Origin of the sequence: Cognaticolwellia aestuarii (genome assembly GCF_002000025.1) — a bacterium.
Lineage (GTDB): Bacteria > Pseudomonadota > Gammaproteobacteria > Enterobacterales > Alteromonadaceae > Cognaticolwellia > Cognaticolwellia aestuarii.
Map to the genome: position 1 here is coordinate 1 of NZ_MUZV01000009.1, position 23,609 is coordinate 23,609.

Annotated in this window: 14 protein-coding genes; 12 read left to right on the forward strand and 2 right to left on the reverse strand. The window is 39.6% G+C overall.

Translation table 11 applies throughout. The features are described from left to right. The 6 genes from B0169_RS13920 to B0169_RS13945 all read left to right on the forward strand — a co-directional run. Positions 1 to 3,996, forward strand: a 3,996-nt coding sequence (locus B0169_RS13920; RefSeq protein ID WP_143323555.1) for a tandem-95 repeat protein, incomplete at its 5' end; no start/stop codon positions are given. Between the two features lie 22 nt (positions 3,997 to 4,018). Then, positions 4,019 to 4,873 carry an MBL fold metallo-hydrolase gene (locus B0169_RS13925; protein ID WP_077286781.1) on the forward strand — a complete coding sequence of 285 codons (855 nt, stop codon included), beginning with the start codon at positions 4,019 to 4,021 and terminating at the stop codon, positions 4,871 to 4,873. Then, the gene (locus tag B0169_RS13930) at positions 4,874 to 7,090 is read left to right on the forward strand and encodes a CHASE2 domain-containing protein (RefSeq protein WP_077286783.1); all 2,217 of its coding nucleotides are present in this window, start codon (positions 4,874 to 4,876) and stop codon (positions 7,088 to 7,090) included. It abuts the gene before it with no gap. Positions 7,091 to 7,096: 6 nt separating this feature from the next. Next, positions 7,097 to 8,704, forward strand: a complete 1,608-nt coding sequence (locus B0169_RS13935; protein WP_077286785.1) for an HD domain-containing phosphohydrolase — start codon at positions 7,097 to 7,099, stop codon at positions 8,702 to 8,704. Positions 8,705 to 8,975: 271 nt separating this feature from the next. After that, positions 8,976 to 10,070 carry an XdhC family protein gene (locus B0169_RS13940; RefSeq protein ID WP_077286787.1) on the forward strand — a complete coding sequence of 365 codons (1,095 nt, stop codon included), beginning with the start codon at positions 8,976 to 8,978 and terminating at the stop codon, positions 10,068 to 10,070. 169 nt (positions 10,071 to 10,239) lie between these two features. After that, entirely contained in the window at positions 10,240 to 10,887 is a 648-nt protein-coding gene (locus tag B0169_RS13945; protein WP_077286789.1) for a response regulator transcription factor, read from the forward strand. Between the two features lie 178 nt (positions 10,888 to 11,065). On the opposite strand, the gene arsB is transcribed toward B0169_RS13945, so the two are convergent. Both arsB and B0169_RS13955 read right to left on the reverse strand, forming a co-directional pair. Further along, on the reverse strand, positions 11,066 to 12,088 hold the full coding sequence (gene arsB, locus B0169_RS13950; RefSeq protein ID WP_077286791.1) for an ACR3 family arsenite efflux transporter: 1,023 nt from the start codon (positions 12,086 to 12,088) through the stop codon (positions 11,066 to 11,068). Between the two features lie 267 nt (positions 12,089 to 12,355). Further along, complete coding sequence (locus B0169_RS13955) at positions 12,356 to 15,898, reverse strand: hybrid sensor histidine kinase/response regulator (RefSeq protein ID WP_077286793.1); 3,543 nt, start codon at positions 15,896 to 15,898, stop codon at positions 12,356 to 12,358. Positions 15,899 to 16,122: 224 nt separating this feature from the next. Between B0169_RS13955 and B0169_RS13960 the strand changes: the two genes are divergently transcribed. The 6 genes from B0169_RS13960 (at position 16,123) to B0169_RS13985 (ending at position 23,510) form a co-directional block, all read left to right on the forward strand. Next, complete coding sequence (locus B0169_RS13960) at positions 16,123 to 17,163, forward strand: DcaP family trimeric outer membrane transporter (protein ID WP_077286795.1); 1,041 nt, start codon at positions 16,123 to 16,125, stop codon at positions 17,161 to 17,163. A 143-nt stretch (positions 17,164 to 17,306) separates the two neighbouring features. Next, complete coding sequence (locus B0169_RS13965; protein WP_077286797.1) at positions 17,307 to 18,128, forward strand: ABC transporter ATP-binding protein; 822 nt, start codon at positions 17,307 to 17,309, stop codon at positions 18,126 to 18,128. Next, positions 18,128 to 20,101: a long-chain fatty acid--CoA ligase gene (locus B0169_RS13970; protein WP_077286799.1), complete on the forward strand. Its 1,974-nt coding sequence runs from the start codon at positions 18,128 to 18,130 to the stop codon at positions 20,099 to 20,101. The genes B0169_RS13965 and B0169_RS13970 overlap by 1 nt, the downstream gene beginning before the upstream one ends. Further along, positions 20,098 to 20,991 (forward strand): branched-chain amino acid ABC transporter permease, encoded by an 894-nt coding sequence (locus B0169_RS13975; RefSeq protein WP_077286801.1) that lies wholly within the window; start codon positions 20,098 to 20,100, stop codon positions 20,989 to 20,991. Before B0169_RS13970 ends, B0169_RS13975 begins: the two co-directional genes overlap by 4 nt. 106 nt (positions 20,992 to 21,097) lie before the next feature. Beyond that, a complete protein-coding gene (locus tag B0169_RS13980; protein ID WP_077286803.1) occupies positions 21,098 to 22,171 on the forward strand; it encodes a branched-chain amino acid ABC transporter permease in 1,074 nt (357 codons plus the stop codon). A 91-nt stretch (positions 22,172 to 22,262) separates the two neighbouring features. Beyond that, complete coding sequence (locus tag B0169_RS13985; RefSeq protein WP_077286805.1) at positions 22,263 to 23,510, forward strand: ABC transporter substrate-binding protein; 1,248 nt, start codon at positions 22,263 to 22,265, stop codon at positions 23,508 to 23,510. The last annotated feature ends 99 nt before the right edge of the window (positions 23,511 to 23,609 follow it).

Here is a 23,609-nt window from a genome sequence, read left to right on the forward strand (position 1 = left end):
GATGCCCCAACCCTGAATGCGGATAGTTTCAGCTTGAACGAAGACTTGAGCTTAACTAAGTTGGTGACTGACAGCGACCAATTACTGGCGAATGACAGTGATGTCGATGGTGATACTTTAACGGTCAATACAACGCCGTTAACTAATGTCAGTCATGGTAGCTTAGCGCTCAATAGTGATGGCTCGTTCAGTTATACCCCCAATAGTAACTTCAATGGCGTTGACAGCTTCACCTATCAAGTCAGTGATGGCAATGGCGCAACAGCACAAGCTAATGTGGCATTAACCATTAATGCAACCAATGATGCGCCTATTGCAGCACCCGATAGCTATAGCATTATGGGCAACTTAATGTTCAGCAAAATGATTACTGATAATGATCATTTACTTAGCAATGATAGCGATCTCGATGGTGATACTTTAACGGTAAATACAACGCCGCTAACTAATGTCAGTCATGGTAGCTTAGTTCTTAATAGTGATGGCTCGTTCAGTTATACCCCGAATAATAACTTCAATGGCGTTGACAGCTTTACCTATCAAGTCAGTGATGGTAACGGTGCTACAGCACAAGCCGTTGTTACACTGACTATCAATTCGACGAACAACGCACCTGTTGCAGTCAATGATAGCTATAGTTTTGCCGAAGATTTCACGTGGATAAGACGTGTTACTGACGGCGATCAATTATTAAGTAATGATAGCGATGCTGATGGTGACACGTTGACGGTTAATACAACGCCGATAACTAATGTCAGCAATGGTAGCTTAACCCTTAATAGTGACGGAGCTTTTACCTATATCCCTAACAGTAACTATTTTGGCAATGACAGTTTTACTTATCAAATAAGTGATGGCAATGGTGGCACAGCACAAGCAACGGTAACTTTAATTGTTCATGCAATGAATGACCTTCCTGTTGCTGTTGCTGATAGCTATACCTTTGATGAAGATATTACCTTAACGAAGCTTCTTAGTGACGGAGATAGTTTACTCAGTAATGATAATGATGTCGATGGCGATACCTTGAGCGTCAACACTTCCCCCATAGCTGGTGTCAGTAATGGTAATTTAACGTTAAATGCTGATGGCTCGTTCACTTATATCCCTAACAGTGATTTTAACGGCACAGACAGTTTCAGCTATCAAGTTAGTGATGGTCAGGGGGGCTCAGCACAAGCGACGGTATCACTAACTATTCAGGCTGTGAATGATGCACCAGTTGCCAGCGATCAAATATTTAGTGTTGATGAGAACAAAACTCATGGTGATGTTATTGGCACTATAGTCGCTAGTGATAAAGAAGCTAATGCACTGCAATATTCACTGACTTCGGGTGATACTGGCTTATTTGATATCAATTTAGCGACAGGGGTTTTGACCATAAGAGGTAATAACCCGCTAGATTATGAAACAGATACCCAACATATTGTTACAGTAACTATTACTGATGATGGCTCGCCAAACACAGCATCAACAGATATTAATGTAACCATTAATATTAATGATATCTCAGAGTCAGGTACTGTAAATGAGCTAGCAAGTTTTGGCCGTCCAATAATTGGCTCATTAGAACTAACCGGTATTAAAACTCAAGCGCAATTAACTGACTCTGCCACTCATGGTGGCAAAGTTTACTTTATTGGTAGTGTCGATAATATTGATAAAGATGTTTATATGGTGGCATACAACAGAGATGGTACGTTAGATACCACCTTTGGTAATGGCGGTAGCAAAAGTTATGATTTTGGTGATAACGAATATGGTAAGGCCATTATTAATAAGGCCGGTAACTACTATCTTGCTTTTACTCGTGATGATGGCACCAATACTGAGATTTGTTTTATAAAAGTAGATAGTGATGCTGACTTAGTCAGTAGCTTCGGACGTGACGGTTTGGCTTGTACCAATGAAAAGTCACATTTATCAGTCAATGCTATGGTAAATAACGGTAATGATATTATCGCTGTCGGCAAAGTTCATGGTACTGACGATGACTTATTAGTGCTGCAAATAGATAGCAACGGTGACTTTATTGATCATACGCCTGGCGATGTTACGGACTCTCCTCATCTTATTCATGATATCAGTGGCTCAGGCTTAGATGATGAAGGAATTGCATTATACAAATCAAATAATGATGATTTCCTGATCGCCGGAAATGTTGTTACTGTTAATGGCGATAAAGATATTTTTGCTTGGCTAATCGATGAACATGGTGCAGGGGTTGTAACATTTAACACAGGTAATGCACAATTTTATGATGTTAATGGCACTGATGATCTTATTTATGCAGTTGCGGGTAAAGAAGATGTAGGATTTACTGCGCACTTGGCTGGCTCTACGGTATTAGCCAGTGGAGCTAAAGAAGCATTGATCATCGCTATTGATGACACCGGTATGCTTGCAAACCATTTCGGTGTTAATGGAATTGCCACTTATGATGTTGATGGTGACTCAGGAGGCGGTGACGGGTTTGCTGAGTTTAGTAGTATTGCGCTTGCTGGTGCTGAACTTTACTTGAGCGGCACTGTGTATGAAGGGGAAAGTAAACCATTTACTACACGTGTTATAGCGGCCGATGGCACAGTTGATAGCTCAAGCTACGGTGATATTAACGGTTATCAAAAAATAAATTATGCTGGAGATAATGCCTTTGCAGGCTCTATGACGTTAGATGATGATAACGTTATTTGGTTACCTGGTTATGTAGAATCAGGTAGTGATAGCAAGATGATGATTAATGCCGTCGATGATGCGGGGCGTTTATGTAATCTTGGTTGTATAAACGACTTTTCCAACAGTAAAGTCGTGTTGACTCACTCGAGTGTTGCCTCTGATGATACGGTTGCCGAGGTGATAAAAATACAACAAGGGCTTCAAAAAGATAAGTTTTTAGTGGTTTCAACTGCTGATAATGGCAGTGAGCAACATATAGTGATTACGAGGCTAACTGAAGCGGGTTTGCTTGATAGCAGTTTTGATAATGACGGACATAAACAACTCAAAATAGGTACTAGCGCTGAAGTTAAAGGCATTTTTGAACTACTTGATGGTAAGTTTATTGTTTATGGTAGTGTAACCGAAAGCACAGGTGACAATGGTTTTATTGCTCGTATTGATCATAATGGTTTATTTGACACCAGTTTCGCGAGCGATGGCATTTATACAACATCTGCCATTAACGCAATAGATATTCATTTTAATCAAGTTAAAGTTGATAGTTTAAATAGGCTAGTGGCGGTTGGGAATCTCGAAAACGGTAGTACAAATGCTTTTGTTATGCGTTTAAACTCGGCAGGCGTTTTAGATAGCAGCTTTAATAACTCAACGACGCCTGGCTACATTCTTGGCGCTAATACCGATGATTATTTAGCGGTACTCATTGATGGTAGCGATAACATTTATGCTGGTGGAAATAGAGATATTGGCGATAAAGACATGTTATTAGTGAAATATTTAGCTACAGGCGGCTTAGATTTAACCCTGAAAGGAACAGGTGAGTTGACGGTAGATGTTAATTCAGGTGTCGATGATAGTATAGAGTTTGTTGGCTTTGATAGTAATAATGCTCTCTATTTAGTTGGCAATAACTTAGCTGCAACAGAAAAAGTTGTTGTGATTAAAACATCCACCACAGGGGTATTAGATACTAGCTTCTCCACTGATGGTATTGCTGACTTCTTCTTATCACCGTTAACAGATGACTCGCAAATGTTCAATGCAGCAATTGATAGTCATGACAATATTATCGTGGCTGGGTTCGGTGAAGTCCTCGGTACTAGAAAACACATGGTTGGACGGGTAAAGTCTGATGGAACTTTAGATAACTCTTTCGATAGTAACGGTTATTTCATGCCATTAACTTGTCTTGGTGCTAGTCAGTTAAGTACGATTTTATTACTAAACAACAGCTCTTACATTGTTGCTGGTCAATGCTATATCAATGGTACGTTTGGTCGTAATGTGGACATAAGCCACTTTCAGTTAAACTAACCTTTCAATAAAAAGTGACTTTATGAAAGTAGAATTTTACGGTGTCAGGGGATCTACGCCTACACCGGGTAGAAATACCGTACTATTTGGTGGTAATACCTCATGTGTGTATATCTGGTTAGATAGCGGTCATGACGTTATTTTGGATGCAGGTACAGGTATTATCGCTTTAGGTGAGCGTTTAGTAAGAAAAACAAGTGATATCAATATATTATTAACTCACAACCACTGGGATCATATTCAAGGCTTCCCATATTTTAAGCCTGTTTTTCAAGCGAAAAGAAATATAACAATTGTGCCTGGTGCGATTGAATATGCAGATAAAGACGCTATCCTCACACAAATGTCAGGCTCTAAACATCCAGTAAAGTACGAGCACTTACCTGCGGATATTCGCCTTGAAACAAATATCGAAGTAATGAAAACCTTTAAAATACCTGGGTTTACGGTGCAAACACAAAAGTTAAACCACCCAGATGGTGGTAGCGCTTACTGCTTGACAGCAGAAGGAAAAAAAATCGCATATGTTACTGATAACGAATTAAATCCCCCCAATAAAGCGACAACAACTTGGCAGCAATGGCTAGACTTTATTGCTGATGCCGATATGTTGATTCATGATGCACAGTATATTGATGCAGATTTACCACTCAAGCTAGGTTGGGGGCATAGTACCTTTTTAGAGGTAGCAAAATTGGCCAACGAAGCTAACGTAAAAAACTTATATATTATTAGTCATGACCCTGCTCGTACAGATAAAGAGTTACTCCGTGAAGAAGCAAAACTTCAGGCTAAATATGGCGATATTTTCAATGTCTACTGTGCTAGAGAAGGCACTGTTGTCGATTTAGCAAAGCCAATGAAAGCCATAAAATAGATGACAACAACGCTACGTTCGAAAAGTTTTTTTATTGGTTTAGTAATCACGATATTAGTGATCGGCTTGAATTTTATCAACTTAGAGCATGTACAAAAATTATTGCAACGGGTTGAAGGGATTTTATACGACACGCGTTTACTGGCTACGCTACCTAATAATGCACGACAATTTGATGAACAAATTATTATTGTTGATATTGATGAAAAAAGTATGCGTGAGCAAGGTAGATACCCTTGGAGTCGCAGTAAAGTCAGTGATTTAGTAAAAAAACTGATGGATGCAGGTGTTGTTGTCATTGCATTTGATGTTTTCTTTTCTGAGCCAGAAAGCAACCCAGCTATGGTTATTTTAAATAATAATCAACATCTTCATACTCAAGCACGACAGCAAATAGCTGCACTCGAAGATTCGGTAAATTTCGATCAACAATTCGCCGACACGCTCACCCAGGCAGAGGTGGTGCTAGGCTTTTTATTTGATGATAGCGCTCAAACATCAGGGCAGTTACCTAATAATGTTATTAATTGGCAAAGTTCAACTGAGTATCTATCTGACATTCCAAGCTTTGATAATGTGCTTGGCAATATTGAAACTTTACAATCAGCGGCTAGTGGCGCTGGGTTTATTAATTCTGTACCCGAAAGCGATGGCTTCATAAGGAAAGCCTCTCTGGTGCTTAACTATCAAGGGCAATTATACCCGTCTCTCGCTTTGGAGGCGGCACGTGTATACACTTTAGCGGATCGTATCTTGACTAAAAGTAAAGTCACGGCTAATACTTCGTGGTTACAAGGTTTGAGTTTCTCCAAGCACTTTATTCCCACCGATGAAAAAGGCCAAATACTGATCCCATACAAAGGTAGGAAAAAAAGTTTTCCCTATGTTTCTGCAACCGATGTTCTAAATGATCGAACTCCTCATGACGAGCTTGATGGTGCAGTGGTATTTATTGGTACATCGGCTTTAGGCTTAGCTGACTTAAGAACTACATCGGTAGGCGTACAATATCCCGGGGTTGAAATCCATGCGAATGTTTTTGAAGCACTTATTCATCCTGAAATATTACCAATTGAACTCGATATTACCGTAGCGATACTCTTTACTTTATTGCTGTTAACTGGATTTTTATTAGCTATGTTAATGGCAAAGCAAGGGCCAATGAGAATTTTAGTTATTAGCCTAGTGAGTTTTATGGTGCATATTGGTGTTAACTGGTATTGTTGGACTGTACTGAAAATTAGTTTACCTTTGTTTCAAATTTTATTACTGATAACGTTACTGACAACATATTATGGCGCCATTGGTTTTATTTCGGAAAACGCGACCCGAAAGAAAATAAAAAGTATGTTCGATCAATATGTACCTCCGGCATATATTGAAAGATTAATTCGGTCAGCAAAAGGTGTTGAGTTAACACCCGAACGCCGAAAAATGTCAGTATTATTTGCCGATATTCGAAACTTTACCACCTTATCAGAACAATTTTCCCCTGAACAATTGAGTGACTTTCTAAAAGCGTATTTAACCGAAGCAACGGCTATTATATTCGACAATAAAGGGACAATAGATAAATATGTTGGCGACATGATAATGGCACTATGGAATGCGCCCTTAGATGATGAAAACCATGCGGAGCATGCCGTGGTCAGCGCCATGAAACTTATTGCATTAACGCATGATCTCAGTAAACGCTTTGCTTTAAAAGGCTGGCCTGCAATACGGGTCGGTATAGGTATTAGTTCTGGTGATATGGTGGTTGGCGATATGGGGTCTTCTTATCGTAAAGCTTATACTGTGCTTGGCGATGCCGTTAACTTAGGCGCAAGAATAGAGTCGTTAACCAAATATTATGGCGTCGATATCTTAGTTTCTCATCATACTTACCAAGATATTTTAAAAGTTGCTATTGTTGCGCGCAAAATAGATCGAATCAAAGTTAAGGGTAAGTTAAATGCGGTTGAAATATATCAGCCGATAGGTTTCTCTCGTGATATCAACGAGCAAACTATGATTGATATACAGCTACATGAAAAAGCAATGGAAAAGTACCTCTCAGGTAGTTGGCACGATGCTCGTAATTTGTTCCAGCAGTTAAAACAGTCTACCAATTTGTCAACAACCGTTTATAGTATATATCTAGAGCGTATAAATACTCTTATCGATAAAGTCGAATTAAAACATTGGGATGGTGTTTATAGCCATGAAACAAAGTAAGTAATTATGAAAAATAATCCTTCACAGCAAGCTGCTTTTGAACATTTATTACATATCACTATTCAGTTAAGTACAGAAAAAAACACTGATTTACTGATGGAAAAAATACTGCTCGCTGCCATCGAAGTTTCATATGCTGATGCGGGCTCTATTTATTTGGTTAACACTGAACAGGAAGTGGAGTTTCGTACGGTATACAACAAGAGTCTCAATTTACATCTTGGAGGGAGTTCGGGGGCTGAAATTCCTTTTTCAAGTATCCCGTTATTTATCGATAACCAGCCAAACCAGTCCGCTATCGTCGCTTATGCTGCAAATAACGGCGAAATCATTAATATTGATGATGTATACGAGCGACCTCCGTTTGACTTTAATGCAGCGAAAACTATGGATGCGAAAACAGGCTATCGCACTAAGTCTATGCTGACATTCCCTTTAAAAAATCATACCGATGATATTATTGGCGTTATTCAGTTGATTAATGCCATGGAAGAAGGGGAAGTTGTTAGCTTTTCTAAACAGGTTGAAGAGCAAATATTACCTTTTGCGTCATTAGGTGCTATTGCCCTGACAAATAAAGCCTTGATTCTAAATATGGAGCAATTGTTTGAGTCATTTGCCAAAACAATTGCCAAGGCAATAGATGCTAAATCTTCTCATACTGGCGGTCATTGTAAACGGGTTCCTGAACTCACATTAATGATTGCTGATGCTGTAAGTGATTATAATGACGGGCCGCTTGCTTTGTTCAAGCTTTCTCCAGAAGAACGATATCAACTTAGCATTGCGGGTTGGTTACATGACTGTGGTAAAATCGCAACGCCTGATCATGTCATGGAAAAATCAAGAAAATTAGAAACAATTTTTGATAGAATTCACTACATCACTGCCAAGTTAGAAATTGCCAGTCGGGATATTGATCTGAAGTTTCAAGAACAAATCATTCAGGCATTGAAAAGTAATAAAACTATCAGAATAGAGCAGCTGGAGCGTGAAAGAACTGTTGCACATCAGCAACTGAATTTAGATAAAGCTTTTTTGCAAAAAATTAACTATGGTGGTGAGTTCTTAACCGACGAACAAGAAAGTAATATTCGAGCGATTGCTGAACGATATCAAGTGTCTATTGAGAATCAGCAACAGTCATTATTAACGGATGACGAGATCACAAACTTAAGTATCAAACGTGGTACTTTGAATAATGAAGAAAGAAAAATTATCCAAAAACATATGGATGTCACGTTAAATATCCTTGAGGCATTACCTTTTCCAAAACACTTAGCTAATGTTGCTGAATACGCTTTAGGCCATCACGAAACGATGGATGGTAAAGGCTACCCTAGAGGCCTGGTAAAAGAGCAAATGTCAGTGCCTGCTAGGCTGATGGCATTGGCTGATATTTTTGAAGCCTTATCAGCAGCTGACCGACCCTATAAAAGTGCTAAACCGGTCAGTGAGTGCTTAAGTATTATGCGTAACATGGCAAAAAATAATCATATTGACGCCGATATTTTTACTATTTTTGTCCGCTCTAAGGTTTATGAGCAGTATATTCACCGTTTTGCTGACCCTAAACAACTTGATGATTTTGATATAGAGGCGATATTAGCCTAAACAGAGTGTAGTTTGCTACTAATGCGCGTTAACAGAAAGCCACTGTCAGGTGGCTTTTTGATTTATACCCAAGCCACTTGAAAATGCAGTTTCAAGTGGTTTGGCTATATATTTTTCAGTTTAGTTTCAATAAATAAAATTCCGCACTATTTGCGTTTTTAAAATTTACGTAACTTGTTATGATAATTAACTGTTATTTTTTCATCATTACGCTATGACAATAACTTTCTTTTATTAATCATTTAGTTATTAAGCATTCTAAGGTTTTTCTTTGTTAAACAATCATTCTCATTTTGCCTTACTCGAACTTTACCTAAGCCAAGCGGATAACTTTTCTTGGGTTATTGCCACTATAGTTAATAAAGAAGGTTCAAGTTATCGCTCTCCTGGTGCGATAATGCTGATTAACAGTTTAGGTCAAACACATGGCTTGGTGAGCGGAGGTTGTTTAGAGGCTAATATCGTTTTACATGCTAAAAAGGTCTTTGATAATCAACAAGCACATTATGTTGAATATGATATGCGTGAAGACGATGGTTATGCCGCAGAGCTTGGTGTGGGTTGTAAAGGTAAAATAGGTGTCCTGCTACAATTTATCACAGCAGAGCATCAAACACTGTTAACAAGCCTTTATCAGCGCATGAAAAATGCTCAAGTGAGTTATTTGCAGCAATCATTTTCATCAGCAGAGCAGGAGTCGCTCAATCAACTCAGCTTATTTGGCCGTGATGGTGCGTTGTTATTGACGACGGATAAAAAAAATAGCCAAGATAACAGCACAGCACGAGAATACATAATAAAACAGGGTGATGACCATGTTAACTTTGTGGTGTCGACAACCGAATATTCACTGACAAAAATAGCCGCACCGATAAATTTATGGGTTTTTGGTGGCGGTTCAGATGCCGCCCCTTTAGTTACTATGGCGGCACAAATGGGCTGGCGAGTTACCGTTGTCGATCATCGTTCTAGTTACGCTCGCCAAAGTGTATTTAAGCATGCTAGTCATATTATCCGTGTTCATCCTGATGACTTTGCACAACAAGCGTTATTTCAGCAAATGGATGCAGCCGTTTTAATGACCCATAATTTGACCTTAGATGCTGCATGGCTAACTTTATTGTATAAAGCAAATGTGGCGAAATATATTGGTTTACTTGGGCCGCTTGAGCGACGGGGTAATGTTGAGGCGTTAAGTCATATCAACGATAGTGCTTGGTTATTGCGCCAGGTTAATGGCCCCGTTGGTTTAGATATTGGCGGGGAACTGCCTGAATCAATCGCCTTGTCTATTTTGGCGCAATGCCATAGTGTTCTTCATCATCGCAGTGCTTTAGCATTATCAGGAAAGTACATTAATGCTTGAGTAATTATCTCGGGCTTAATATTTTTCGACTTAGTCCTTTAGTCTAATTTAGCTTTATTATCATTGCAGTTTTCTATGATATGGTTACCTTGTTAAGGTTAACCAGTGAGCAAAAATCATTGGCACCAATTAAAAGATCATTAATCTAAATATTAGGTTAGAAAATAAAATGACATCAAATACTAAGCTCATCATCGCTGATGACCATCCACTTTTTAGGCAAGCCCTCGCGCTAATGCTTAAATCCAGTTTTGTTTGCTCTTCTTTACTTGAAGCGGAAACGATACCTGAATTAGAAGAACAGTTAGCAACTACTACTGATATTGACTTGATCTTACTTGATCTTGATATTCCTGGAGCTCAAGGTTTTAACACCTTAGGTCGAATTCGTCAGCTTTATCCAGAAATTGGTGTGGTTATTATTTCAGGTTTTGAAGAGCTTGATACTATTCGCAAAGCCATGAGTTTAGGCGCAGCCGGTTTTATTCCAAAATCGACCCCTGTGCCGGAAATGATTAAAGCGATTAATGATGTTATTCAAGGTAAATTATGGACCCCTCATGGTGACTATAATCCTGATGAACATGTATCAGAGCAGACTGACAAGCTTGCTTCATTAACCCCACAACAGCATAAAATTCTGTTAATGTTTGCTGAAGGCCTACTTAATAAGCAAATTGCTTATGAACTGGGGTTATCAGAATCAACCATAAAAAGTCATGCCAGTACTATCTTTTTAAAGCTTGGGGTTAAAAGTCGCACACAAGCAGTGATTTTATTAAATGAACGTCAGCAAGCGAACGCCTCGTTCACTTAATAGCAAATGAAGGTGGTCACCCTTAATGTATGACCTTATCTGGTCGCTATTTTAGTTTGCGATAAAAAGCTGTGCTAGGCAGCATAGCTTTTATTGCATTTGCCTGCGGTGATCATTTTGTCGCCTCGTTTACCTGTTACCTGTTACCTGTTACCTGTTACCTGCTAGCTCATAGCAGCTAACTTCCTTGAAACCAGCGTTGGGTGTGATTAATAATATAAACTAAAGACAACATCACCGGCACTTCAACCAATACACCAACAACGGTTGCGAGCGCAGCCCCTGAGTGCAAACCAAAAAGCGATATAGCCACGGCCACGGCAAGTTCAAAGAAATTAGAAGTACCGATCAAACATGCAGGTGCAGCAATGTTATGTGGCAATTTCATCCACTTAGCTGCAAAATAGGCAATAATAAAGATAGCATATGTTTGGATCATCAGAGGGATGGCAATCAAGCCAATGGTTTCAGGCTCAGATATAATAGTATTTGCTTGAAAGCCAAATAATAGTACTACGGTTGCTAACAAGCCTATAACCGACCAAGGTTTTAAGCGTGATAATAAATGCTGCAGTGATAGCTCACCGTGGCGATTATTCAGTATTTTTCGGGTTAATACACCTGCAATTAGTGGCAGTAAAACGTAGAGCAATACCGATATTAGTAGGGTTTGCCATGGAACTTGTATATCACTAACACCAAGTAAAAATGCCGAAATAGGCGCAAAGGCAAAAATCATGATCACGTCATTTACCGATACTTGCACTAAGGTATAGTTAGGATCGCCTTTCGTTAACTGTGACCAAACAAATACCATTGCTGTACAAGGTGCTACGCCCAGTAAAATCATGCCTGCAATATATTCTTGTGCTGATGAAGGATCAACTAAATCAGCAAAAATAAAATTAAAAAATAACCAGCCTAAACCGGCCATAGTAAAAGGTTTAATCAACCAATTGATCACTATGGTTAGCAACAGTCCTTGCGGGTTTTTGCCGATATTTTTTATGGCTGAGAAGTCAATTTGTACCATCATTGGATAAATCATTACCCAGATAAATACCGCGACAACAATATTGACGTGGGCAACTTCAAAACTGGCTATTGCTTGAAATGCTTCAGGTTGCCATAAACCTAATACCACACCAAACACTATGCTCAAGCCAACCCAAACTGATAAATAACGCTCGAAAATACCCATAAATAATTCCTAATATTCAATGTAAACTACCGGCGAAAACTCGCCAAATCAGGTTTTCATCTTGGTCAAAGGTAAAGCCTGAACACCGATCAGCGCAGTATATTTCTACTTCCCTGATAGTATATAATAAATATTGTATATATGTTATTTCGTATGTATAGTGTAAGTATTAAAGATCATAAGATTAAAAAGCATAGTCGTTTTTTGAAACGAGCGAAGACGTTAGAGGCTCCGCTGTACTATATGCAGCCAGTACTCAGTATATTGTTATCGCTTAAAGTTATCTGGAATGTAGTTTCTTTCGAGTTCTTTGGTGAGTAAAGAGCTCATCAGTGCTCGTAAAGATATCGGCTTAACTATTTTTCTTAGATAACCAATGTCGGCTTGTTGCGCTTGAACTAAAACGCTTTCGTCGGTTGTTGCTGTAATTAAAATAGCGGGTAAAGGGTAGTGACTTTTTGCCCGAAGATACTTGATTAACTCAATACCATTGAAGTTCGAAATATCATTATGCTCACGTTTATCTTGCAAAGGTTTGTAAGCAAGTTTGGTGGACAGTGCCTTAGTGCTAGTTTCCGTGGCTAATTGATAATCAACCAGCACAATATCAATCTCTTCTTCGTGTTTTTGATAAATCTCAATAGCTTGTTCAGCACTGATGGCACTATAAACTTTACATTTCCATGCTGACAATAAATCACTCATTCCAGACAACACCGCCGCTTCATTATCGATGCATAAAACACTAACCCCTTGTAAGGTATTGCTGGCACGTAAGGGTTTCGTTTGCTGTAACTTTGGTGCTGCAACAATCGGTACACTGACACTGAATAAGCAGCCATGGCCTGCTTTGGATTTTAAGCCCAGCTCATGGTGCAAAATTTCCGCTAAGCTCTGTGCGATATTTAAGCCTAAACCTAAGCCTTTGGGGCCAACTAATTTTGTTGATAATTGGGTGAACTGCTCAAACACTTGCTGTTGTTTGTCTTCAGGTATGCCCGGTCCGTTATCTAAAACCTGTAAACAAAGATAGTTTCCTTGACGTCGGCATCCGAGCAGTACCTTACCGTTGTTAGCATAACGAAAGGCATTACTGAGAAAGTTTTGAATAATACGTGATAGCAGTGTGAAATCACTTCTGATATATAAATTGCTAGCACAGCAATGAAAATCGATATGATAATCTTTGGTCAGTGCCGAGAACTCTGAATGGAGCATAGAAAATAGTCTTTCAACCGTAAAGGTCGACAAATCAGGGCTGATATTGCCACTTTCAATACGTGCTATTTCATTTAAATCTAATAATAAATTATTGGCAATTTCCAGCGAGTTATCAATTTGTTTGATTTGCTCTCGTTCCTGCTTTGACACTTTTGAACTTAAACTGACAGCAGAAGAAAATAAACGTGCGGCAGACAATGGCTGTAATAAATCATGACTACAAGCACGTAAATATTGGCTTTTTTTCAAATGTGCTTGTTCAGCTTTTAGTTGTGCATTGGCTAAGTCTTGGTTTGCTTTTTCAAGTTCAACGTTTGCTTGTTCTAGTTCTTTTGTTCGTGTTAACACTCGGCTTTCAAGGTCGGTGTTTTCTTCTTTCAGGTATTTTTCAGCTCGACGGTATTCAGTAATGTCGGAAAAAATCATGACAAAGCCGCCACCAGGAATTGGATTACCTTCAATATTAATAATTTTGCCGTTTGAAAGCTTTCGTTCTGATTTATGCTTGCTGCCTGCTCGAATGTATTGCAGGCGTTTTTGTACCTGTGATTCGATGTCGTGTATATAACGCTTTTGATTACTCAGGTTATATCGAATGAGTTGGCTAATCGGGCAGCCGATATAAATAAAGTCTTGTGGATAATTAAAAATATCGAGGTATTGTTTATTCCAAGCCACCAAATTTAAATTGCCATCGATAACCGAAATACCCTCGCTGGTATTTTCAATCGCGCCTTGAAGAACAGAGCGACTAAACTCAAGTTGTTGGGTTGAGTTATCTTCCACAATTTTAACGACTTGATCAAAGGCGATATCACGACCACCAATGGCAAACGAAATGACTAATTTTGCTGAGGCAGAGCCCATTACACTGGCAAGTGTGTGCTCTGCATGAAATATCAATGCTTCGTTATAGCTTTTTTGTTTTTTGTTTTTGTGTAACGCATTAAAGCTTTCAAAACACTCGGCCGCTTTATCTTGACCAATAAAGCGTGCTACTAAATATTCTAATTCTCGTATATCAATTCTTGGTTGTTTCGGTAAATGAGATTGTTGGTGATTTTCTTGTTTGTAGAAAAACTTACTTTGCATTTCTTCACGTATGCTCTGTCGGGTTAGCAAAGAAACGATCACTAATACAACGATGTTAATAAATAGCCCAAATAGCGTAATAATTGTCGTGGCGGCAAATGCTGAGTTGGCTAATGGATGATCATAAAAGCCTAATTGTGGTAATAAGTTAAATAAAATCCAAATTGAAAAGCCACTGCCGATCCCCCAAAGCACACCTTTTTGCGTAGCTCGACGCCAGTAAAAAGCGGCAATTAACGCGGGACCAATTTGGGCTATTGCTCCAAAAGCCACTTCACCTAAAGAAGACAAGGTATCTGGCGGCGACAATAACAACATGCCGTAACTTAATGTGATTACCGTGATAACTAAGGCTTTACGAATACGCAACAAGCGAGATTGAAAGTGTAAAAAGTCATGTTGCTTTTGTGGAGACAGTTTAAACATTAACGGAAATACAATTTCGTTACTTAGCATAGTACTCAGGGCAATTGTTGAGACAATAACCATAGAACTTGCTGCTGAAACGGCACCAAGAAAAGCAAATAACGATAGCCATACCTGCCCGTTGTAGGCCGGTAAAAATAAAACATAGGCGTCTGCCTCTAAAGACTGGCCATAATTTAAAGTACCAGCAAGCCCTATCGGACCCGCGAAAAAAGCGAATACCAGAATATAGGCAGGTAGCCACCAGCGCGCTAAATTACTATTTTTTTGCTCTTTAATCTCAACAAACATCACTTGAAATTGGCGTGGTAAGCATAGGCAAGCTGACATCACAATAATCAGCAAACCTAGCATGTTAATAAGGTTGCTACTTTCAAATTGTTGACTAAACGAAACATGACTTTGTGATAATCGCCAAATTTCAGCCGGTGAATCGTAGATAAAAAACGAGACAAAAATGCCCACCATTAAAAACGCAATAAGTTTCACGGCTGACTCGAACGCGATGGCGATCATCACACCCGGGTGTCGCTCAGTGACATCAATGGTTCTAATGCCAAATATAATGGTAAAACCCGCGAGAATAGTGCTGACAATTAGGCCCAATTGCCAAACCGGAAAATCTTGATTTTGTTGTAATATTTTGTAGGAGTAAACAATGGCTTTAAGCTGTAATGCGATATAAGGCAAGGTGCCAATGAGTGCGACAACCGTAACAATGAAGGCTAAACTTTGTGATTTACCAAAGCGCGAAGAAAGCAAATCTGCAATAGAGGTAATTTTTAGTTTTAAGCAGGTTTTTATAATGCGTTGAATAAAGGGCCAAGCGAAAACAAAGAGTAATATGGGGGCTAAATACACCGAAATATAGGTAAAAGAGCTGTTAGCCGCTTGTGCTGATGTGCCTAAAAAACCCCAAGATGTACAGTAAACGCCTAACGAAAGCGCATAGATAATGGCATGTTGTTTCTCAACTAATTTATGGCGGTATTTCCCGCCCAAATAGGCAATAAGAAAGAGTAAACTTATGTAGCCAATACTGACACTTACCAGCAACCAATTAGAAAACATATTACCCTTGCTACAACGCTAATTTTATTCACTTTAACCTGAATTAATCTAGGTTAAAACCGCTATTTTTCTTCATCTTAGCGTTTGCTATTTTTACTCACAAGCCAAACCTCGTAGCACTAGACTAAAGGACTAAGTGTAAGGTGCTAAGCCTTATTTCCGATTGTTGATTTTTTCGACGTGTTTAGTATGGATCGAACAAAAAATACAAGGGGATTAGCTAGATGTTTCACTCAAATTATAAAAAATTATTACTCGCATCTTCGTTTATGGCCGCAACAAGTTCCGCATTTGCTGGTTATGAAATTGACTTAACAGACAATGATAAATTAACTTTTGGTGGTTACATCAAAATTGATGCTCGCTATGTTGATGGTGATGTTGCCTATAAAGATTTTTGGATAGGTGATGGTGCTGCACTGAGTCAAGATGCATCACAGTTTAAAATTTTTGCCAATGAAACCCGCTTTAATACCAAGTACGTGCATGGTGATGTTATGGGCTTTATTGAAATGGATTTTTGGGGCGGTGGCGGAAATGAAATCGTCTCAAACTCAGCCCATCCACGTATTCGTCATGCTTTTGTGAAATACAAAGATTTAACGGTTGGTCAAACCTGGTCAACGTTTATGAACACCAGCGCTATTCCTGAGTCAGCCGATTTTGCTGGCGCAACAACCGGCTTAGTTTTTATTCGCCAAGGCCAAGTACGTTATAACGTTGGCGACTTTCAAGTATCGTTAGAAAACCCAGAAAGCTGGGGTGGTGATACCGCAAGCGATAGCGTACCAGACGTTGTTGCCCGTTATAACTTTAAAGGCGACTGGGGCAGCGTATCAGTTTCAGGTTTAGCTCGACAATTAAATACAACCTTAGGTAACAGTGAGTCAGCATTTGGTGCCTCAGTGGCTGGCCGTATTAAAACGGGTGGTAAAGATGATATACGCTTTCAATTCCACAAAGGTGAATTAGGTCGTTATGTAGGTGTTGCCGCTGTTAAAGATCTTTACGGTGAAGAAGTCGAGGATGTAACTTCAGTACTTGTTGCATATCGTCATTTTTGGACCGAAACCTTACGTTCAACGGTATTGTACGGCAAAGTTGAAGGCGATGTTTCTGATCGAGAACGCTCGCAATGGGGGGTTAACTTATTTCAAGACTTAACCAAAGACCTCGCTGTTGGTATCGAAGTGGGTAACTTCTCTATTGATGAGTTAGATAAAGACTCTAACTATGTACAAGCCACTATGCGATACATGCTGTAACTTTTTTATCCCGTTCTACTGTTTGAAGCTCACGTAACTTTCCCAATCGTTGTTACGTTTTGGGAGGGGGCTTGCCCCCTCTCTTTTTTAAAACGTGAGTCGCAATAGAATTTTATTCCCCACTTGAATTTAGGAGGTTGAGTATGACTTCGTCGATACTCAATATAGAGCAAATATCTCTCGCATTTGGCGGTGTTAAAGCCTTAACCGATGTTAGCTTTTCAGTAAAAAAAGGCTCAGTTTTTTCCATTATCGGGCCAAATGGTGCGGGCAAAACGTCAATGCTAAATTGCATTTCAGGCCGTTATCAACCGAATAGTGGCAGCATCACCTTTGATGGTAAAAATGTTACCAACTTACGACCAAATGACCGTGCCGATCTTGGTATGGGTCGTACTTTTCAAAACTTAGCTTTGTTTGGTCATATGTCGGTACTCGATAATATTATGGTTGGACGTCATCACTTATTAAAAAATAACTGGCTTACCGGGCCATTATATTGGGCGTCGGGTGCACAAAAAGAAGAACTAGAGCACCGCCGTAAAGTTGAAGAAGTTATCGACTTTTTAGAAATTTCTCATATTCGAAAATCCATTGCCGGTACCTTATCTTATGGTCTGCGTAAGCGTGTTGAGCTTGCTCGTGCCATGGCGTTAAATCCCAAGTTGATTCTTCTTGATGAGCCTATGGCCGGCATGAACTTAGAAGAGAAAGAGGACATGGCGAGATATATTCTCGATTTGAACGAAGAGTTTGGTATTACCGTGGTCATGATTGAGCATGATATGGGCGTGGTTATGGATATTTCTCATGAAGTGATGGTGCTTGATTTTGGTAAAAAGCTGATTTGTGGTTTACCTGAAGAAGTGATGGCCGACCCTTATGTGAAACGTGCTTATTTGGGGCTTGAAGAAAGTGAAGAAGTGTCAGCAGAGCAACAGACCACATTAGAGGAGGTAAGCTAATGGTTGCGCTAACTCAAACGAATAAAGATTTTGAAATGGGCGAGTTGAATACTTTCCCGAAAATTTTACAACATAACGCCGACAATTGGCCAAATGCTATTGCGATGCGCGAAAAAGAGTTTGGCATTTGGAACGAGTTCACTTGGGCTGATTATAACGACCGAGTAAAATGGTTGTCGTTAGGCTTGTTAGATATGGGCGTTAGCCAAGGCGATGCTATTGCCTTACTTGGCGATAATCGCCCAGAATGGATTTGGGGGGAAGTAGCTGCCCATGCCATGCGTTGTTATTCTATTGGTATCTATCAAGACTCGATGCACGAAGAAGTGGTGTATTTACTTGAAAGCAGCGGTGCAACCGTTGTTGTGGCAGAAAATGAGGAGCAATGTGATAAGTTACTTGAGCTTGCAGATGATATCCCACAGGTTAAATTTATTGTTTATTGTGACCCAAGAGGTATGCGCAAATATTCAGATCCTAGATTGGTTGATATTAATGCGGTTTATCAATTAGGCCAAAAGATAGAAAAAGCAAGTCCACAAGCTTATAAGCAATTAACGCAAGCAACAACCCCCGAAGATATCTCAATTTATTGTACAACTTCAGGTACCACCTCTAAGCCAAAAATTGCTTTACTCAATGGCGGTGATTTCGTTAAACACTGTAGTTCATATCTCAGAGCTGACCCACGTGCGCCAGGTGATAACTATGTATCAGTATTACCATTACCTTGGATAATGGAGCAGGTTTATGCGTTAGGCCAAGCCTTAATTGCGCGTCAAATTGTCAATTTTGTTGAAGAACAAGAAACCTTAATGTCGGATCTTCGTGAAATAGGCCCTAGCTTTGTGCTATTAGCGCCACGCGTATGGGAAGGTATTTTAGCTGACGTACAAGCGCGAATGATGGACTCAACGCCACTGAAACGTAAACTCTTTAATTATGCTATGAAGCTGGCGGAAAAAAGCCAAGCAGAAGGCAAAAAGTCATGGCTTGCTGAAGTGTTATTAATGAAAGCATTACGAGATCGCCTTGGTTTTTCATTTTTAAAGTCAGCGGCTACCGGCGGCGCGGCAATGGGCCCAGATACCTTTAAATTTTTCCAAACTATCGGTGTGCCTTTACGTCAACTTTATGGCCAAACAGAAATGTGTGGCGCGTACACCATTCATCATGAAGATGATGTTGACTACGACAGTGTTGGTGTGGCTTTTGACAGCGCTGAAATTAAAGTTATTAACACTGATGAAGCGGGCGTAGGTGAGATTATTTCTCGCACCGTTGGCATGTTTACCGGCTACTTAAATAACCAAAAAGCTTATGACGAAGATGTTATTGATGGCTGGATGCAAACCGGTGATGCCGGTTACTTTAAACCTTCAGGGCATCTAGTGGTGATTGATCGTATTAAGGATCTTGCTTGTACCAGTAATGGTGCGCAGTACTCACCGCAATACATTGAAAATAAACTTAAATTTTCATCTTTTATAGGTGAGGCGGTTATTTTAGGTAAAGACAAGCCTTACTTATCAGCGATTATATGTATCCGCTTTAGTATTGTTGCTAAGTGGGCTGAACAAAATGGTTATGCTTTTACCAACTATACCAACTTATCAACGTTGCCAGAGGTTTATGCCAAGCTTGCCGAAGAAATTTCACGGGTGAACGAGTCATTACCTGAGTCGCAAAAAATTCATAAATTCTTATTGCTTTATAAAGAGTTAGACGCCGACGATGGCGAACTAACGCGAACACGTAAAGTACGTCGTGGTGTTATTGCTGATAAGTATGGCGACATTATTTCAGCTATTTATGACAACCAAGATGTGGTTGATATTGATACCACGGTTGTTTTCCAAGATGGCACCAAAACCCGTATTCAAACCCAGCTTAAAGTAACGTCACTTATTGCTAATGAACAATCAAGTAAAGCGGCTATTGAGCAAGCAAATATAGAACGGAGAGCATCATGAATTTTGAGCTATTAACGCAACTGATCGTCAATGGGCTTATTGTTGGCTTATTGTACGGTGTAGTGGGCATGTGTTTTGTCTTAGTTTATAAATCGACTCAAATTGTAAACTTTGCCCAAGGTGAGTTTCTCTTGATTGGTGCCTGGGTGTGTTGGGCATTACTTATCTACTTAGAGTTACCCTTTATTGTTGGGTTTTTACTGACCATGGCCTTTATGGCGGTATTCGGCATTATGCTGCAAATGATCGTGTTACGTCCCATGATCGGCGAGCCTATTATTTCGGTGATTATGGTGACTATCGGTTTATCGATATTTTTCCAAGCCTTAATGAAGTGGATATTCGGTGTGTCAGCACAAAGCTTTCCGAAAGTATTTGAGACTGAAAGTATTCAAATTTTAGGGCTGCAGATTGAAACGGCCTACTTGATGAGTACGGTGATTGCCTTGATTATTATGGTCGCTTTCTACTTGTTCTTTAAGCATTCAAAATATGGTTTAGCGATGCGTGCTACCGCTTTTGATCAGCAAATAGCACAAAGTTTGGGTATTTCTGTTAAGCAAGTATTTGCCATGAGCTGGGGTATCGCTGCTACAGTTTCGGCAACGGCCGGTGTGGTTATTGCCATGGTTAGCGGGGTATCAAACTCATTATCTATTATTGGTATTAAAGTGTTCCCAGCGGTTATTCTCGGCGGTTTAGATTCCATTATCGGCGCTATTGTTGGTGGCTTAATTATTGGGGTATTAGAAAATGTCGCTGAATTTTTCGACAGTCAATACCTGCATATCGGCAACATGTATGACATAGCCCCGTTTTACGTATTACTTATTATTCTTTGGTTCAAGCCTTATGGTTTATTTGGCACTAAAGATATTGAACGAATTTAACATTTCGCCATTGTAATGAAAATATTGTCGTCAAAATTGAGCGCGCTACTGATAAAGCGGTAGCGCCAATTTACAGCGAATAACATCGAGTTTTTAGGAGTTAATTATGTCGAGTTTAACGATGCGACCGTGCGGTGATTTCCGTACTAGCTATAAACAAGATAACACCATTTTTGAAACCAGAACCATCAGAAACTTTGCGATTATTGCGATCGCCTTATTATGTGCAGCACCATATTTGGTTGATGCCTACTATTTAACGCTATTTATTCAAATATCGTATTTAGGTATTGCAGCCTTAGGTTTAAATATTTTAGTGGGCTACACCGGACAAATATCATTGGGACACGGGGCATTTTTTGGCTTTGGTGCGTTTGCCTCCGCCTGGATGAACGTCTCATTTGGTATCCCAGTGGTGTTTTGTATTCCACTGGCCGGCTTTTTAACTATGGGTGTTGGTATGGTTTTTGGTTTACCTGCATCACGTATTAAAGGCTTGTATTTGGCAATAGCCACACTAGCAGCGCAATTTATTTTAGAAGACTTTTTTGCCCGTGCTGATTGGTTCTCTGGTGGCTCAGCGGGTTCATCTGCTGATCCTATTAGCTTGTTTGGCTTTGCTTTTGATACCGATGAAAGCTTCTTTTATGTTGCGCTGTTTGCCTTAGTATTTATGTATATCTGGGGTTGTAACTTAATGCGTAGTCGTGAAGGTAGAGCATTTATCGCTGTGCGAGATCATTACCTTTCTGCTGAAATTATGGGCATTAAATTAAACAAATACCGTTTATTGTCATTTGGTGTTTCGTCTTTTTATGCCGGTATTGGTGGTGCTTTATATGCGCACTATTTAGGTTATGTTTCTGCTGAAGGTTTCACACTTTTCATGTCGATTCAATTTTTAGCGATGATCATTATTGGTGGCTTAGGATCAGTCAAAGGTACCTTGATGGGCGTAGTGTTTATGGTGTTTTTACCTGAAGTGCTTGAAAGTGGTGTTGGCTTAATGAAAATGACCGAATGGGGCAATATTCCTATGGTGGTTGACGGCTTAGCTTACATCAAAGAAATGGCGATAGGTTTAGTGATTATTTTATTCTTGATATTTGAGCCAGAAGGTATGGCACATCGTTGGGCACAAATTAAAAACTATTGGAAATTCTATCCGTTTTCATACTAATCTACTGAAAATTAACAATATAAAAATATAAATAACAATTATTACAACAAGTCATTGGCAATATAGCCATTAAAAGAAGAAGGAAATAGTCATGCAACATAAAGCAAAATTAAGTTCTCTATTCGTATGCTGTGCTTTGGGGATGAGCACTCAGGTATTAGCAAAAGATACTGTCTTTGTCGGGCACTTAGCTGACATGTCGGGACCAACAGCCTTTGTTGGTAAAAACTATGCTGATGGTGTGCGCGATTCACTCGCTTACATTAATGCCAACGGTGGTATTAAAGGTACTACTTTAGAATATGAAACAATCGACTATGCCTACAAAGTGCCGCAAGCCATAGCATCTTATAAAAAATGGCATTCTCGTAAAAAAATGGTTGCGATGCAAGGTTGGGGAACGGCAGATACAGAAGCGCTTATTTCATTCGTTGCTAAAGACAAAGTGCCGGTTTTCTCAGCTTCATACTCAGGACACTTAACGGATCCAACGGGTAAGAACCCGCATACCAAAAAGCCAGCGCCTTATAATTTTTTCTACGGTGCATCTTACTCAGATGCTTGTCGTGGTCTAGTACAATGGGCAGCGCAAGATTGGAAAGATAAAGGTGAGAAAGGTAAACCGAAATTTACCCATATTGGTGCTAACCATCCATTTCCAAATGCGCCAAAACAAGCCTGTGCTGAATATGCGACTGAGTTAGGTTTTGACGTACAGCCTGCAGTGGTTGTTTCAATGAAGCCAGGTGACTTTAAAGCGCAATGTTTAAGCTTAAAAAGTTCAGGGTCAAATTATGGCTATATCGGTAATTTAGGTGGTTCCGTTTTATCCTTAGTTAAATCATGTAATACCGTTGGCACAGATATTCAATTTATGTCGAATATCTGGGGCGGCGATAAGAAAATATTTAGCGCAGCGGGTGAGGGGATAAAAGATTATGTTTTCCCAACCATGACACCGTTTTGGACTGATGATGTACCGGGTATGAAGCTCGTGCGCGAAATTTCTAAGCAATCAGATGAGTCTGGAAAAGAAGTGCGTGTACATCATTATATTCGTGGTGTTTGTTCTACATTCTTCATGAAAGAAGCAATGGAGTGGGCAAAAGATAACGGTGGTATTACTGGCGAAAATATCAAAAAAGGTATGTATGCACGCAAAAACTGGGTGCCAAAAGGGCTTGAAGGTGCTTGCTTAGCGGCCAATTGGACTAATGAAGATCACCGTGGCATTAACCAAGTTAATATCTACAAAGGTAACTACAACGGTGGCGATATTGCCGTTGAGAAAGTATCACAAGTTACCTTGAAACGTCGTGATGACTGGTTAGGTTATTAATACTTAGCGCGTAAATGACAAGTTACTGGGCGAAGAAAACACTTTGCTCAGTAACCTTTTAGTGATTAATAAATCGAGTAGTAAAGCATAATTTATACG